Source organism: Bifidobacterium aesculapii (assembly GCF_001417815.1).
Taxonomy (GTDB): Bacteria; Actinomycetota; Actinomycetes; order Actinomycetales; family Bifidobacteriaceae; genus Bifidobacterium; species Bifidobacterium aesculapii.
Genome location: NZ_BCFK01000004.1, coordinates 72,238 through 87,607, shown reverse-complemented (window position 1 = coordinate 87,607; position 15,370 = coordinate 72,238). Strand labels below are relative to the sequence as shown.

At 66.9% G+C, this 15,370-nt stretch carries 11 protein-coding genes; 6 read left to right on the top strand and 5 right to left on the bottom strand.

Translation table 11 applies throughout. The annotated features are described in order from the left end of the window. Positions 1 to 105 precede the first annotated feature (105 nt). From BFAL_RS01305 to BFAL_RS01295, 3 genes are all read left to right on the top strand, one after another. Positions 106 to 957, top strand: a complete 852-nt coding sequence (locus tag BFAL_RS01305) for a zinc ribbon domain-containing protein (RefSeq protein WP_055426647.1) — start codon at positions 106 to 108, stop codon at positions 955 to 957. A gap of 13 nt (positions 958 to 970) precedes the next feature. Then, on the top strand, positions 971 to 1,213 hold the full coding sequence (locus BFAL_RS01300; RefSeq protein ID WP_055426646.1) for a hypothetical protein: 243 nt from the start codon (positions 971 to 973) through the stop codon (positions 1,211 to 1,213). A 1,076-nt stretch (positions 1,214 to 2,289) separates the two neighbouring features. Further along, positions 2,290 to 2,625: a hypothetical protein gene (locus tag BFAL_RS01295; protein ID WP_176569391.1), complete on the top strand. Its 336-nt coding sequence runs from the start codon at positions 2,290 to 2,292 to the stop codon at positions 2,623 to 2,625. A gap of 162 nt (positions 2,626 to 2,787) precedes the next feature. On the opposite strand, the gene proC is transcribed toward BFAL_RS01295, so the two are convergent. Together proC and BFAL_RS01285 are read right to left on the bottom strand one after the other, a co-directional pair. Further along, entirely contained in the window at positions 2,788 to 3,624 is an 837-nt protein-coding gene (gene proC, locus BFAL_RS01290; protein WP_055426644.1) for a pyrroline-5-carboxylate reductase, read from the bottom strand. 161 nt (positions 3,625 to 3,785) lie between these two features. Then, positions 3,786 to 5,303 (bottom strand): alpha/beta fold hydrolase, encoded by a 1,518-nt coding sequence (locus tag BFAL_RS01285; protein ID WP_055426643.1) that lies wholly within the window; start codon positions 5,301 to 5,303, stop codon positions 3,786 to 3,788. Between the two features lie 119 nt (positions 5,304 to 5,422). Here BFAL_RS01285 and BFAL_RS01280 point away from each other — a divergent pair, with 119 nt between their 5' ends. Together BFAL_RS01280 and BFAL_RS01275 are read left to right on the top strand one after the other, a co-directional pair. Further along, positions 5,423 to 7,909 carry a sensor histidine kinase gene (locus tag BFAL_RS01280; protein ID WP_160319008.1) on the top strand — a complete coding sequence of 829 codons (2,487 nt, stop codon included), beginning with the start codon at positions 5,423 to 5,425 and terminating at the stop codon, positions 7,907 to 7,909. 66 nt (positions 7,910 to 7,975) lie between these two features. After that, a complete protein-coding gene (locus BFAL_RS01275) occupies positions 7,976 to 8,749 on the top strand; it encodes a response regulator (protein WP_055426641.1) in 774 nt (257 codons plus the stop codon). Positions 8,750 to 8,832: 83 nt separating this feature from the next. Here the strand turns inward: BFAL_RS01275 and BFAL_RS01270 are convergent, their stop codons facing one another. From BFAL_RS01270 to BFAL_RS01260, 3 genes are all read right to left on the bottom strand, one after another. Beyond that, entirely contained in the window at positions 8,833 to 11,508 is a 2,676-nt protein-coding gene (locus BFAL_RS01270) for an FtsX-like permease family protein (RefSeq protein WP_055426655.1), read from the bottom strand. A 31-nt stretch (positions 11,509 to 11,539) separates the two neighbouring features. Continuing rightward, positions 11,540 to 12,454 (bottom strand): ABC transporter ATP-binding protein, encoded by a 915-nt coding sequence (locus BFAL_RS01265; protein WP_082440244.1) that lies wholly within the window; start codon positions 12,452 to 12,454, stop codon positions 11,540 to 11,542. A 313-nt stretch (positions 12,455 to 12,767) separates the two neighbouring features. Further along, positions 12,768 to 14,084: an O-acetylhomoserine aminocarboxypropyltransferase/cysteine synthase family protein gene (locus BFAL_RS01260; RefSeq protein ID WP_055426640.1), complete on the bottom strand. Its 1,317-nt coding sequence runs from the start codon at positions 14,082 to 14,084 to the stop codon at positions 12,768 to 12,770. Between the two features lie 376 nt (positions 14,085 to 14,460). Here BFAL_RS01260 and BFAL_RS01255 point away from each other — a divergent pair, with 376 nt between their 5' ends. Continuing rightward, entirely contained in the window at positions 14,461 to 15,339 is an 879-nt protein-coding gene (locus BFAL_RS01255; protein ID WP_055426639.1) for a bifunctional hydroxymethylpyrimidine kinase/phosphomethylpyrimidine kinase, read from the top strand. Positions 15,340 to 15,370: the final 31 nt, after the last annotated feature.

The following is a 15,370-nucleotide window of genomic DNA, read 5'->3' as shown; positions in this document are numbered from 1 at the left end:
ACTGGGCAGGATCGCAATCATTCGTGGGCTTCGTGTGATTGACGGAATGTCTGCACGAACGGCTGCGGAGACGAACTCTCCGTCTACAGGGAATGAGGTGCGTCCATGATGTTCTGTCGTCACTGTGGTGTGAATATGCTCGACGACGCGATGTTCTGCGTGAAGTGCGGAACGAAATCCGCCGTCGCATCCGACAACTGCGGGGAACCGTCGCCGAAGGCCATGCCATATCGATACACCGTTGCCACGCCTCACCCAGTCAGGATGTCGTCTTTGGGACGAATGTCTTCCGCTCAGCTGATCAAACTGCTCACATCGTTTGACGAGCAGTTCGCACGAATCGATGCGATAGAGGAAGGCATCCAATCCGCCTATGAACTCATGAGGAGAAACAAGACGGAATATGACATCGGTCTGGCCTGTCTACTCTTGTCCGGGCTCATCGGTGCGGGCGCACTACTCTATGGGATCGTCTGCGAGCCGTGGAACCATCAGGCTCCGGTCTCTGTGCTGATCACATGCGCAGTCGGCATCATCCCGCTACTCGTCGGCCTAAACCAGCTCAGGGTATTCAAACACAATGTCGAAAACGTGCTTCCCGCGCTATATCCGGCAATCGACACCAACGAGCGGACCATCGCCGACATTCGCAAGACTATGCGGCCAACCCTGCTACTGCTGCCCGCCTCCTGCCGCAACGGGAAGGCGAACGCCTACATTCTGCAGATGCTCATTTGCGGACGCGCCGACGATTTCAACACCGCTGCCAGCCTGTGGGAGGAGTATGACCATCGCCGACGGCTGGAGCAGCTTGAACGGGACAAGGTCCAGGAGACCCGGAGGCAGACTATTGTGCTCGTCATATCCGCCCTCGCCCAAGTCAGTCAGGCGTTCGAAGTGAAGCGGCAGACCAAAGCATTGCAGGATCTACGAAACGACCTGAATATCCAACATTGAGAAGGACAATGACATGAATATGACCGACCAGTATTCACCGGAACGCAACCGGCTCCGTGTACAGATTCTGAAGATCCTTGCTATTCTCGTGGCGATGCTGCTTATCATGGCCTCAGCCGCCGCACTGTACAAGCTCGATCAATCCCGGACATATGACAACGGCGGCACCAAAATCACAAGCTCCGAACAAGCATCGACGTACGTCGATACCGACGACCACGCATCCACTCGGCAAATCCCGGATAACGTACGGTGAGCGCGCGTCAGCATACGTTCCCCGGGGTGATAATCACTCCACCCCACGTTTTCGTATGTTGAGCGAGCCCAATCATACGAAAATGAGGGTGAAGACAGCTATCATCCCGATCCGCGTACACTGAACGCAACTGAGCGTACGTGGTTAGGGATCAGGACGTATATGACCTCGCTCTGCGTACACTACTTCCGTAATACCACCTTGCCGGGTGGAGCGCGATTGAACCGCCAACCTACGCAGTTGAACCATCAACCTGCGCAGTCTTGGCCACAACCTGCGCACAGGGGTGCTGAAAGAAGCCCGCCGCAAGGCTTTGAATCATATACGCCACATCCCGAAAAGCCCGGAACACCAAGGAAACCACCGACGTGACCATACACGTTGGGAGCAGGTCTTCACGCCCTCCATGCGCAGGTTCGAGACCAAACTGCGCAGGTTCGAGGCCAGACCACGCAGGATCGCCATCAGAGTGTACAGGTTCGAGGCCAGACCACGCAGGATCGCCTGCCCGGAACCAACGTGTGGAGCACCGGCGCTCCACATAAGGGGCGGGTCTTTGACGTGTGGAGCAGGGATGCGCCACACAAGACTTGCAGGACATCTGCTGAAGGTTTCGTGGAGCATTATCGCTCCACACAAACCGGCAAAGGCTACATCAATTCCAAGGGATTGCATACGATCAGGCCACGCATGCTCCACACGGATGCGCGGCCGGGAACCGGCAGGTCGCTACGAACCTGGAACAACCACAAAGCAATCATACGGCGGCAAACACCCGCACGGAGCACCCAAAGTGGACTGGTTCCGATATGCTGGAAACGCAAGCCTGACGGTTGGTTAAGTGGCAGGTGGAGGGATGCGGGTGTCCGCATGGGTGCGCTGCCGCGTAGAAGCTCACCCGACCTACCGAGTATCCGAATCGACAACACGTATATGACAACGCCGACAATGCATAAGGCGTCGCCGTTCCCGCCGTCACGCTTCCCTATAGGAACGCACCCTACGCAACAGCGCGTCCCGTAAGGGGATCATGCGGCATGAGCGGCCACGCCCATGACCATGAAGGGAACACGACGATGAACAACCAAGCCCGAACCATGAGCCCGCGCCGTATCCTCGCCATCATCGCCGCACTCGTCGCCGCAGTATGCATGGCTTTCGCCCTGTCCGCCTGCGGCAGTCCGGCGGACCAATCACCGAGCCAGGCTCCGACGCAATCGGAAACGACGGGAGACGACGATACGGACGACGGCACCGACGATACCAATGACGACGATACGAACGATGCCGACGACGACGCCGACGACGACACGGACGACGATGGTACCGACGACGCCGACGACGCTCACGATGACTCGGACGACACGAACGACGACGGAGACGATCACAACGACGATCAGGACGACAACTGACGACGCAGCCCCGTCTCCCCCATACGGATGACCCATACGGGCGAGCGGACGATATGTCGACTCACCCGTATGACCCATATGACCCGTATGGGAAAGAGGACGGATTCCGCCATCGCACCGACCCCGCCATTCCACCAACACCGCCATCGCGCGGTCGGCGCGTCATCCCATGATCGCGTCGACGCCGTCGATGACCGTGCCGCGGAACCCGTCCTTCTCCAACTGCCCGACGCCGCGGATGGTGGCGCCGCCCGGCGAGCAGACGGCGTCCTTCATCGCGCCCGGATGCGTCTGTGTCGCCATGTAGAGCGCGCCGACGCCTTCGACCATCTTCGCGGCGAGACGGTATGCGGCGGCCCGCTGCAGACCGTATTTGACGCCGGCGTCGCCGAGCGCCTCGATGTACATGTCGGTGAAGGCGGGCGCGCATCCGGCCACGACCATCGCGATGTCCATGTGCGCGGTGTCGACGCGTTCGATGAGGCTGATCGGCGCGAACAGGTTTTCGAAGAGCTCCGTCTCGTCTTCGTCCAGCGTGTTCGCGGTTTCGGTGACGAGCACGCCCTTGCCGACGGCCATCGGCGTGTTGGGAATCGTGCACTGGATGTGGACGCGCGGTCCGGTCTGCGTCGAACCGTCGGCATCCGCGCCCCCGACGAACAGTTCCTGGTACTTCTCGAGGTTCCATCCGGCGGCGATGGAGACGACCAGCTTGCCGGGCTTGGCGAGTTCGGCGGCGAGCGGTCCGACGACCGTCTCGATCTGATACGGTTTGATGGCGACGACGACCACGTCCGCCGCGACGACGACCTCGAGCGCGCTGTGCAGCGGGCGTACGCCGAGCGCCGCCGTGGTCTTCTCCAGTTTGTCCCAGTGCGCGGCGCACGCCACGATCTGGTGGCCGCGCACGACACCCGCGTCGACGAGTCCCTGCGCGATGGCCTGCGCCATGTTGCCGTATCCGATGAATCCGATGGTGACGTCGTCCGTAGTGGTCATATCCTGTTTCCTTCCCTATGTGCCTGTGACTGCCTGTAACCCTATGCCGGCGCACTCCATGACGCGCATACGCGCATGACGGCGCGCATGACGGCGCATGTCGCCGTGCGAGACGCCTACGATTATGCGCCCGCAACGTTTCCGCAGCGGGTCCTGCCCGTTCAGCGGAACAGCGCCTCGAGGTCGCCGCGGTCCCGCGCCTCGCCCCACAGATGCCTGAACACGGCGGACCCGTGCAGGCCGTCATGCTCGAATTCGTTGGTCACCCAGTAGTGGCTGTTGCCGACGCGGCTCAACGTGTCGAGCTGCATGCCGGAGTCGACGTACATGTCGTCGAAGTAGACGGCGGCCTGGAGCGGCACCTCGTTGCGCGCGAGCTGGGCCTCGTCGTAGATCACGCCGAAGCGCGTATCCTCCATGAGCACGTCCATGGCGGGCCTGAACGGGCGCAATGCGGCCTCCTGTTCGAACATCCACGGGAACATGGCCTCGCCGGTGAACAGCAGCGGCCGCTCCCCCACGCCGAACTCCGGGTGCGCGTCGCGCACGCGCTGCGCCGCCCACCGGATGGGCCGTTCGAGCTCGCCGTTCGCGTAGATGAACTCCTGCAACGGCCAGTACAGCGGGCGCGAGGAGGTCGCGTTCATCACCTTGGCGAGGAATTCGTCGGTGATGGTCGCCTCGTCCGCATCCGCGGCCGGCGTGGAGCCGTCGCCGCCGCCGAACGCGTCGTCGAGGATCCAGTGGACCCTCTCGAAGCTGGGTTTCATGCCGAAGTCCGAGCCGAGGCATTGGAGACGTTCGATGGTGAGCGGGTCGCCGTTCGGCAGGAGCGGGAATCCGTGGGCGGCGAGTCCCGCGATGACGCCGAGCCTGCGCCCCAACGGGTCGGCGCCGATTCCGTCCGCGGCCGCCAGTACGGAGTCGTCGAGCCGCGCGATGAATCCGCGCACGTCATCCACGCCCGGCAGAAGGTCGGCGAACGCGGCGACGCGCGCCTTGTCCTGCGGGTAGCGCTCGTAGAACCGTGCGGTTTTCGCGGCCATGCGCGGGAAGGTGTGTTCGTAGACTTCGGTGGCGTCGGCGGGCACGTGCGGGATGCCGCCGGTGGTGAAGCTGGCGGTGACGCCTTCCGGGTATAGGGACAGGTAGGTGAGGGTGAGGAATCCGCCGTAGCTTTGGCCGAGGGTCACCCATGCGCGTCCGCCGAATTCGGTGCGGCGCAGGTGTTCGAAGTCGCGCACGATGGAGTCGGCGAGGAAGTGTTTGAGGTAGTAGGCCTGTGCGCGTGCCGTGGCGGCTGCGGCGCCGTGGCCGGTGTCGTCCGCGTGGGCGGCGGCGATGCGCGTCATCGTGTGCGTGTCGATGCGGTTGGATCGTCCGGTGCCGCGTTGGTCGGGCAGGATCACGCGGAAGTGTTTGGTGGCTTCCTCGATCCACCCGTCGGATTGCGGGTCGAGCAGGCGCGGTCCGGCGCCGCCGGGGCCGCCTTGGAGGAAGACGAGCAGCGGCAGGTCGTCGTGCACGTGTTCGGGTGTGGTGACGACGCGGTAGAACAGTTTGATGGATTCGCCGTCGAACCCGTGGCCGGGTTGGTGCCCGGTCCAGTCGAGCGGCACGTCGATGGAGTGGTCTTCGATGTGCAGTCCGGGCACGTAGTATTCGTTGAGCAGCGTCATGCGCTTTCCCTCCGTTCGTTCGTGTATGTCCCAACCCTACCCGCCCCGCCATGGTTCGGGCGAATCTCATTCCGAGGCATGATGGGCGTCGGCCGCCGTGCGCGTTAGCCTTGGATGCCATGAGCGATTGGATGGGGCGGTTGGCCGCGTGGGGCCGCGGCCATGTGCTGGCGGTGGATGTTGCGCTGGCGGCGGCGTTGACGGGCGTGTGCCTGCTGATGTCGCTCGGTACGGACATGTCGACCGCGCCCGGCCTGTTGTTCGCCACGACCACGGACGCCATGTACCTGTGGTCCGCGGTTCTTGTCGCGCCTTTGGCGGTGCGCCGTTGGCGGCCGGAGTTGGCGGCGTGGCTGTTCGTCGCGTTGTGCGCGCTCCATCTCGTGTTGGGTCCGGCGGTCGCGTACGGGGATGTCGCGGCGCTCATCGCGCTGTATTCGGTGCTGACGTACGGCGATGGGCGGCGTTCGTGGCGTTTCGTCGTCGCCGCACTGGTCATGACGGCCGTCGCGGGGTCGGTCTGGTCGCTCGCGCTCAATCTCGGTCCGTTGTTCGATGTTTCGCACGGTGGGATCGCCGTCTCCTGGACGTCGTTTCTGCCGACGGCGGCGTCGATGCCGGTGTGTCCGGCGATGGGCGGCGTCGCCGGCGTCTCCGGTGCGGGCTGCGGCGTGAAGATATTGGGCGATGCGGCCGCGTTGGCGGCGATGATTCTCGCGTGCGTGGCGAGCGTCGTCGTGTTGGCGTTGTGGCGTCGTTCGCGCATCGCGACGCTTGCGGCGTTGCGCGAGCGCAATGCGGCGATCGCGGCGCGCGAGGAGGATGAGAAACGCATCGCAGCTTCGGCGGAGCGGGCGCGCATCGCCCGTGACATGCATGACGTGGCGGCGCACACGTTGTCCACGATCATCATCCAGGCGGACGGCGGCAGGTACGCGGGCGCGCATGACCCCGATGTGGCCCGGCGCACGATGGAGACGATCCACCATGAGGCGGTGCGTGCGCGGCACGACATGCATCGTCTGTTCAACGTGTTCGACAAGCAGGGGGAGTGCGGGTATGCGAACGTGCCGGCTCTGTTCGATGGGCGGCCGCCGATCGTGCGGCATGTGGAGGGCGAGGCGCGCGCCGACCTGCTGTCGCCGGATGCGGACGCGGCAGTGTTCCGTCTGGTGCAGGAGGCGTTGTCGAACGTGCGCCGTCATGCGGGCCCCGACGCGCATGTGACGATGGAGGAGACTTGGGGATCGGGTTCGCTGCGGCTCGTCGTTCATGACGACGGCGTGGGCGGGGCGAGTCTTGACGACGGGCACCGGCCCCGATACGGGTTGTTGGGCATGCGCGAACGCATCGCCGCCGTGAACGGGTCAGTGGAGGCGGCGCCCGACCCGCGCGGCGGGTTCACCGTCGACGCGTCGATTCCGCTGCAGCAGGACAGTCGCACGACGTCCAACGCCGATGCACGCGGCGGCGACGTCCGCGACCGGATCGCGGGTGGAGGCGTCGGGACCGGCAGGAGGTCCGCTGTCGGCGGTAGCGCCGGCGACGCGGCCATGACACGTGTACTGGCCGATTGGAGCCGGCTGCGGAACCGTCTCATCGGTGCCTTCAGCCGCGGGAGGGCGCGGGACGGTTCACGCGGATCGTTGGTCGGACGGGTCGCCGCGTGGACGGACCGCCATTATCTGCTGTTGGACGTGGCCACGGCGGCCGTGGCGACGACGCTGCTGTGGCATGCCACGTTCAACGACATGGGTTTGGATACGGCGTCATCCGTTCCGATGCCGGCGCGCCGGGCGGCGGCGGTCGCCGTGACCGCGGTCCTGCTTGCACCGTTCGCGTTGCGCCGCAGGTTCCCGGAATCGTCGGCGTTGGTCATGGCGGTGATGTGCGCGGGCATGCTGTTCGCGTTCCCGGCAGTGCCGACGGTCGGATTGTTCGCACTGCCCTGCGTGCATGCGGCGGTGCTGTACGGTCGGAACGGCGTATGGCGGTGGGTGACGGCCACGGTCGCGGCGGATTCGTGGCTGGTGGGCGTGAAGATCGCCAGCGGGCAGCTCGGGTACCTGTCGCTCCCGGGAATCATGTTCGATCCGGATTCCGGAAGCGACGCGCGCAGGGCGCTCGCCGTCGGCCTGATCATCGGTCTGCTGGCGGCGTTGCCGTGCCTGGCGTGCATGGTGGCGGCCGCATGGCGGCGTTCCAGCGGTTCCGACGTGCTCGTGCTGCGGCAGCGCGAGGAGGCGCTGCGCGCCGAGGAATCCAGACAGAAGGTGCTGGCGGCGAACATGGAGCGCGAGCGCATCGGCGCGGCGATGCGCTCGGAGGTCGCGTCCACGTTGGATGCGGTGATCGGCAGTGCCGACGAAGGACTGGCGATGTTCGGGCACGATGAAGGCCCCTCCCCCGAACTGGTGTCCGCGTCGTTCGCGACGATCGGTGGGCAGGGCCGCGAGGCGCTGGCGCACATGCGCCGCCTGCTCACGACGCTGCGCGAGACGGGGTTCAGCGACGACGCTTCCGACACACGGGAGCACGCGCCCCTGCTGCGCCCCTCGGCGGCGTTGGACGACCAGCTCGTCTCCATGCGGCGGACACGCGCATAGGATTCAGGGAAGAATCAGGGTCGGGCCGTGGACGCACGCGCGTCCGTACCGGTTACAGTGGGATGCATGAGTGAGAACAATGCGATCCGCGTGGCCATTGCGGACGATCAGGAGCTGGTGCGTGCCGGCTTCGCCATGGTGATCGGCTCCCAGCCGGACATGGAGGTGGTCGGGCAGGCGGCCGACGGGCAGGATGCCGTGCGCGTCGCCGCCGAGACGAGGCCGGACGTGGTGCTCATGGACGTGCGCATGCCCGGCATGGACGGCATCGAGTCGACCCGTCGCATCACCGCGCTCGCCGCGGACGGCGGGACCGCCGGCGATGGGGCTGGGCGTCCGGTGAGGGTGATCATCCTCACGACGTTCGATCTGGACGAATACGTGATGGCCGCGATCGGCGCCGGCGCCTCCGGCTTCCTGTTGAAGGACACGGAGCCGGAGACGCTGCTCGGCGCGATCCGCACCGTGTTCCGAGGCGACGCGGTCATCGCGCCCTCGGCGACGAAACGACTCATCGAGAAGATGATGCGGGACGGGTACGCGGGTGCCGCCGAACAATCAAACGCGGCGGACGGCGGCGATGCCGTGATCGGCCGCCCCACGGCGGTCGGCGCCCACCACTCCCCGGCATACACCGATCCGGAACTCGCCCTGCTCACCGACCGTGAGCGCGAGGTGCTCGTCGAGATCGCGCGCGGGCTCAGCAATCAGGAGATCGCGGATGCGCTATTCGTCTCAGTGCCGACGGTGAAGACGCATGTGGCGCATATCCTCGCGAAGATCAACGCGCGCGACCGCGTGCAGGCCGTCGTGTTCGCCTATGAGAACGGGCTGGTGTGACACCCACCGTCCGCATGGTAAAAGGGCGGGGTTCCTCACGGAATCCCGCCCTTTTACCGTGACACGCGATCACGTCGTATGGCTTAGGCCTCGGCCAGCGCCTCAACCGGAGGCGTCATCACCGCGCGTCTCGCCGGCGCGACTGAGGCGAGCAGCGCCGCGACCACTGCGACGGCGAGCGTCGCGCCGTTGACCGTCCAGTCGAACGGGAAGACCACGGTGCCGTACAGGCTGAACACCATGTAGGAGCCGAGCCAGCCGAACACGGTGCCGAGCGCCACACCGGCCACGCCGGAGACGAGCGCGAGCAGCAGCGCCTCGACGGCGAGCGACCGGCGCAGTTGGCCTCGCGTCATGCCGATGGCGCGCAGGGTGGCCGATTCGCGCGTGCGTTCGATGACGGACAGCGACAGCGTGTTGGCCACGCCGACGAGCGCGATGAGCACGGCCACGGCGATGAGCCCGACGAGCAGCGTCATCATCGCGTTGATCGTCGTGTCCCATAGGGCGCGTTCAGCGATGGGGCCGGTCACGGTGACGCCGGCCGAGTCCGCGAACGCGGACTGCACGTTCGTGAGCACGTCGTTCAGGCTGACGCCCGCCCGGTCGGCGTCGACGCGCATGAGCATCATGTGGTTGGTGGCCTTGAGCCCGCCGTCGGCGAACCGCGAGGCGTCCACGAAGGCGACGGCGTCGTATTCGGCCGAGACGCGCCGGTAGTCGGCCTGCCTGACCTTGAGCGTCAGGGCATGTTCGCCGGCGGCGGCCGCTCCGGCGTCGACCGGCGCGAGTTCGGCGCGTCCGTCATGGAACGTGAGGTCCTTGCCGCTGGTCGCGGAACGCGCGGGCATGAGGACGTCGCCGTCGCCGAGGGTGACGCCGTCGAGGTCGGCGTGTATGACCGTGCGCAGCACGTCCGCGTCCTTCACGCCGACGACGAGCACGGTGAGCGCGTCGCCGTCCGCTTTCGTGGTCATGACGGTGGCGGGCGCGACCACGGAGGCGGCCACGCCCTTCACCTTGGCGGCGGCCGCGGCCTGCGCGTCGGTCATGCCGTTGCCAGCGGCGACCATGTCGACGCTGTAGCGGGCGGCGAGCGCCTCCCCCATCGTCGCCTTGCCGCTGGCGGCGCCGGTGGCGATCGTGGCGACGAGGGTGACGCCGATGAGGAGGGCCGCGCCGGTGGCGGCGACGCGTCTCGGATTCTTCTGGATGTTGGCGTGCGCGACCTTTGCGCTCGGACCGGTCAGGGAGGCGATCGCCCCCGCGCCGCGCAGCGCCTGGGGCAGCCAGTATACGGCGGAGACGACGAGGCCGAGGAAGACGAGCGCGCATCCGGCGACGGCGACGAGCAGGACGGCCGAGTATCCGTCGTCGGCGCCGCTGGCCACGAGCGTGTGCATCCGCCACGCGCCGGTCGCGCACATCGCCGCACCGGCGACGACCATCAGCGCGGACAGGATGCCGCGCACGAGGCCCGCACGGCGCGTGCCGGCGAGTTCCATGGGCCGCAGCGCCTCCAGGGGCGTCACGGCGGTGGCGGTGTGCGCGGAGGAGAGCGAGGCGATGACCGTTATAATCACGCCGAACGCGATCGGCACGACGAACACGCGCCAATCGGGGACGGGCCGGATGTCCATGCCGTTGGACGACATCAGTCCGGAGGCTCCCAGCGCGGCCATGAGCGCGATGCCGAGGCCCACGCCCAGCGCGGAGGCGACGAGCCCGAGCACGCCCGCCTCGAGCAGCACGGAGGCGTACAGCTGTCCCTTGCGTGCGCCGATGGCGCGCAGCAGGGCGAGCGTGCGCCGGCGTTGCGCGACGAGCACCTGGAACGTGTTGGAGATGACGAGCGCGGCGACGAGCAGGGCGAGCACGCCGAAACTCATGAGGAACGTGGTGATGATGTCCGTGTCTCCGCCACTCAGGCTTTTCACGGCGTCTTCGGCCGCCTTGTCGCGTGATTGGACGGTGAATCGTTTCGGCAGGAGCCGGCCGACCTCGTCCACGGTCGTCTTCGCGGCGGCGGGATCGTCGGCGGCGATGTCGAGGTAGGCGGAGACGACGCGCACCCGCCCGAATTCGGATGCGCCGTTCAGAGCGGCCATGAGGTCGTCGGAGAGCAGGGACGCGCCGCCGTAGTACGGGTAGGCGCCGTCGTCGTCGCGGGTGAGGCCCACGACGCGCGCCGTCACGTCCCGCGGCTCCGTTCCGCCGGAGGCGCCGTCCGTCGCCGAAGCGGCGGGCGCGGCGGCGTTCGCCGTCAGCGTGATGGTGTCGCCGATGCCGGCGCCGAGCTGTTTCGCCGTGGACTCCTGCAATGCGATTTCGCCGTTGTCGACCGGCTGGTCGCCCTGGACGACGGTGACGGGCAGCAGGCTGCGCTCCGCGGCGGTGGTGACGGCGAACATGTTGGCGTGATGGTCGCCGTGCGTGGCGCGGGCTTCGGCGCGCGCCTCGAAACGCACGCCGTTGACGCCTTCAGTGGCGCGGATCCGGTCGGGCTGAAAGTCGGCCACGGTGCGCGAATACAGGTAGTCCGTGTCCGCGTCGCTCATGTCCGTGATGGCCGTGTCGAAGCCGATGGAGTAGTTCGCGCCGCCGTACTGGGCGGTGGTCATGCGTTTGAGGGTGTCGTTCATCGCGTTGCCGAACAGGAGCGTGGCGGCGATGAACGCGGTGCCGATGATGACGGCGATGCCGGCGGGGATGAGCATGCACGCGTTCTTGCGCATGAGGTTGAGGGTGATGCGGAACATCTTTTTCGATCTCCTTGCGTCCGAACCGGTCTCAGCGTGCGTGGCGGGCAGGGGCCGGGGCACGATGCGCGCCGGGCCGCGCGGCGTGCGCTCCCACGGCACCGGCACCGGTCCTCGCACCGGGATCATCCACTCCGGCGAGACGTGCGAGCGGGCCTGCGGACGTGCCGGAGGCCACGCCTGCGGCGGCGCGCGTGGCCTGTTCGCGTTCGGCCATGAGCAGCTGGTTCATGCGTTCGGCGGTGGGATGCGCCTCGTCGGCCACGATGCGCCCGTCCGCGAACACGATGGCCCGGTCGGCGTAGGAGGCGGCGACCGCATCGTGCGTGACCATGATGATCGTCGCGCCGAGCTCGTCCACCGAACGGCGCAGGAAGCCGAGCACCTCGGCGCTGGACACGGAGTCGAGGTTGCCGGTCGGTTCGTCGGCGAACACGAGCTTCGGCTTGGCGATGAGCGCGCGGGCGATGGCGACGCGCTGCCGCTGGCCTCCGGACAGTTCGGCCGGCCGGTGGTCGAGGCGGGCGCGCAGACCCAGGGTGTCGACGAGCAGGTCGAACCAGCGCATGTCCGCCTTGCGGCCGGCGAGGGTCAACGGCATGAGGATGTTCTGTTTCGCGCTGAACATGGGCAGCAGGTTGAAGCTTTGGAAGATGAACCCGATGCGGTCGCGGCGCAGCAGGGTGAGCTGCTTGTCGTTCATACGCGTCAGGTCGGCGCCGTCGAACAGGATGCGGCCGGAGGTGGCCGAGTCGAGGCCGGCGAGCGTGTGCATCAATGTGGATTTGCCGGAGCCGGACGGTCCCATGATCGCGGTGAACCGCCCCCTGTCGAAGCTCACGTTCACGTCGCGCAACGCATGCACGACGCTCTCCCCCTCGCCGTAGTCCTTGACCAGATCGACCGCCCGGATGACGGGTGCGTTGCCTTCCATATCGTCTCCCATACATGCGGCCGGGCCCGATGCCCGGCGTATGGTTCCTACGGTATGGGTTCCGTCCGGCGCGCCCCATCGTGCGCCGGGGTGATTGGCGGCGGCGGCCATCATCCTCGGGGATGATGCAGGCCGTTCGACGCCGGGATGACGATACGGCCGCCGTAACACGAAAGGGGCGGCGCACGACGTGGAACCGTCGTGCGCCGCCCCATTTTCCGGGACTTGCGCCCGTGAGCCCTCCCCTTCTTCGGATCCGCTTCCCGTCACACGGCCGCGTCATGACCCGCGGCCGCGCCCCTTCGACGGGAGAGGACCCTTCGACTCACTTGGCGAGGCCGGAGGCGCGGACGGCCTCGAAGCCGCCCTTCAGGTCGTCGAGGATGTCCTCGATGTTCTCAGTGCCGATGGACAGGCGGATGGTGCCCTGGTGGATGCCCTGATCCTCGAGCTCCTCCAGCGTCTCCTGGGAGTGCGTGGTGGAGGCCGGGTGGATGACGAGGCTCTTCACGTCGGCCACGTTGGCGAGCAGGGAGAACAGGTGCAGGTTGTCGATGAAGACGCGCGCCGCGTCCTTGCCGCCCTTGATGTCGAACGTGAAGATGGAGCCGGCGCCGTTCGGGAAGTACTTCTTGTACAGCTCGTGGTCGCGGCGGCCCTCGATGCTCGGGTGGGAGACGGACTCGACCTCGGGCACGGTCTGCAGGTACTCGACGACCTTGAGCGCGTTCTCGACGTGACGCTCGACGCGCAGGGACAGGGTCTCGGTGCCCTGCAGCAGCAGAAACGCGGCGAACGGGGACAGGGTGGCGCCGGTGTCGCGCAGCAGGATGGCGCGGATGCGGGTCACGAACGCGGCCCCGCCCAGCGCCTCGTAGAAGTTGAGGCCATGGTAGGAGGGATCCGGCTCGGTGAGGGTCGGGAACTTGCCCGGCACCTCGGCCCAGTTGAACTTGCCGCCCTCGACGACCACGCCGCCCAGCGTGGTGCCGTGGCCGCCGATGAACTTGGTCGCGGATTCGACCACCACGTCGGCGCCGTGCTCGAGCGGACGGAACAGGTACGGGGTGGCGAACGTGTTGTCCACGACGACCGGCAGATGATGCTTGTGGGCGATTGCGGAGATGGCCTCGAAGTCCGGCAGGTCGGCGTTCGGGTTGCCGAAGGTCTCGAAGTAGACGAGCTTGGTGTTCTCCTGGATGGCGTCCTCGAAGTTCTGCGGGACCTCCGGGTCGACGAAGGTGGTGGTGATGCCGTCGCGCGGCAGCGTGTGCTTGAGCAGGTTGAAGGTGCCGCCGTAGATGTTCTTGGAGGAGACGATGTGGTCGCCGGACTGGGTGATGTTGCGCACCGCGTACTCGACGGCCGCTGCGCCGGAGGCGACCGCGATGCCCGCGGTGCCGCCTTCGAGGGCGGCGATGCGGTCCTCGAACACGCCCTGCGTGGAGTTGGTCAGACGGCCGTAGATGTTGCCCGGGTCGGCGAGGCCGAAGCGCGCCTCGGCGTGGTCGAAGTTGTGGAAGACGTAGCTGGTGGTCGCGTAGATCGGCACCGCGCGGGAGTCGGTGGCCGGGTCGGCCTGCTCCTGTCCCACGTGCAGCTGCAGCGTCTCGAAGCGGTAGTTCTTGGTGTTCTCGGCCATGATGTGTGCTCCTTGGTGGTCGGCGGTTGGTGAGGTGTTGGTTATGAAGGTACGGCGCGGGGCATGCGCGGCGCAAGCCCGACGTTATCGGGGTTGTCTATAGGGGCTTATCAGCCGTTGGCATCATTGGCGTGAGGGCATGTAGGATTCGCGTCATCGGGCCGTGGAAAACGTGCGACACGCAGAAGAACGCCGTGCCGTCGGGACGCGCGGCGGGGCATGATGCGCCGGTGTCGTCTCGGCATGCGAACGGAATGACGGGCGTGCGCGACGCCGGTCCCGCGGACCGGACTACGCTCGTCACTGTTGTCTCCCGGCGTGGGCGCGTCCGCGCGCCGCCGCGCCGGGAAGTCCCGAAGATTGGAGCGAATGGACCATGACCGACGTCACCCTGTATGACCGCGACCCCCTGTACATCCCGCGCGTGGCCGCCGTGCACGACATGTGCGGCTACGGCAAGTGCTCGCTGACCGCGGCGATTCCGATCCTGTCCGCCGCGGGCTGCGACGTGTGCCCGGTGCCGACGGCGCTGTTCTCCGCGCACACGCGCTACAAGGTGTTCACCTTCCACGACACGACCGACATCCTCTCCGGGTATCTCGACGCGTGGCGTCAGGAGAACGTGGATCTCGACGGCGTGTACTCCGGATTCCTCGGCTCGGCCGAGCAGGTGGCGCTCATCCAGCGCCTGTACCGCGAATACCCGAAGGCGCTGCGTCTCGTCGACCCGGTGATGGGCGACGCCGGCCAGATGTACCCGACGTACACGCCCGAACTGTGCGAGGCGATGGGCGCGCTGGCGGACGGCGCGGACGTGCTCATGCCGAACCTGACCGAGGCGTCGATCCTCACCGGGCGCGACTACCCCGGCCAGGACCTCGACGACGCGGCCGTCACCGACCTGCTCGACGCGCTGCTGCGCCTCGGCGCGAAGAACGTCGTGCTCAAGGGCATCGACCGCGGCGACGGCAGGATCGTCAACTACGTTGCCAGCGCCGAAACCGGCGCGGCGGGCAAGATCGAGCTCGCGCACGACAAGCTGCCGTACATGATCCACGGCACCGGCGACGCGTTCGCCTCCGCCCTGTGCGGCGCCGTGCTGGCCGGCCGGGGTCTGGCCGAGTCGGCGCGGATCGCCGGCGAGTTCGTGCGCCACGCGATGGAGAGCACCCGCCACCAGCCGAACTTCGAGGAACGCGGCGTGAGCTTCGAGCTCGACCTCGGCGAGCTCACCGGCTTGGTGAAGCGGGCCTGACGGGATGACTGCGATGGACCGGCCCCACCCC

Coding starts and splice junctions, on each gene's coding strand:
- BFAL_RS01305 (WP_055426647.1), top strand. CDS start 106: ATGATGTTCTGTCGTCACTGTGGTGTGAATATGCTCGACGACGCGATG.
- BFAL_RS01300 (WP_055426646.1), top strand. CDS start 971: ATGAATATGACCGACCAGTATTCACCGGAACGCAACCGGCTCCGTGTA.
- BFAL_RS01295 (WP_176569391.1), top strand. CDS start 2,290: ATGAACAACCAAGCCCGAACCATGAGCCCGCGCCGTATCCTCGCCATC.
- proC (WP_055426644.1), bottom strand. CDS start 3,624: ATGACCACTACGGACGACGTCACCATCGGATTCATCGGATACGGCAAC.
- BFAL_RS01285 (WP_055426643.1), bottom strand. CDS start 5,303: ATGACGCTGCTCAACGAATACTACGTGCCCGGACTGCACATCGAAGAC.
- BFAL_RS01280 (WP_160319008.1), top strand. CDS start 5,423: ATGAGCGATTGGATGGGGCGGTTGGCCGCGTGGGGCCGCGGCCATGTG.
- BFAL_RS01275 (WP_055426641.1), top strand. CDS start 7,976: ATGAGTGAGAACAATGCGATCCGCGTGGCCATTGCGGACGATCAGGAG.
- BFAL_RS01270 (WP_055426655.1), bottom strand. CDS start 11,508: ATGTTCCGCATCACCCTCAACCTCATGCGCAAGAACGCGTGCATGCTC.
- BFAL_RS01265 (WP_082440244.1), bottom strand. CDS start 12,454: ATGGGAGACGATATGGAAGGCAACGCACCCGTCATCCGGGCGGTCGAT.
- BFAL_RS01260 (WP_055426640.1), bottom strand. CDS start 14,084: ATGGCCGAGAACACCAAGAACTACCGCTTCGAGACGCTGCAGCTGCAC.
- BFAL_RS01255 (WP_055426639.1), top strand. CDS start 14,461: ATGACCGACGTCACCCTGTATGACCGCGACCCCCTGTACATCCCGCGC.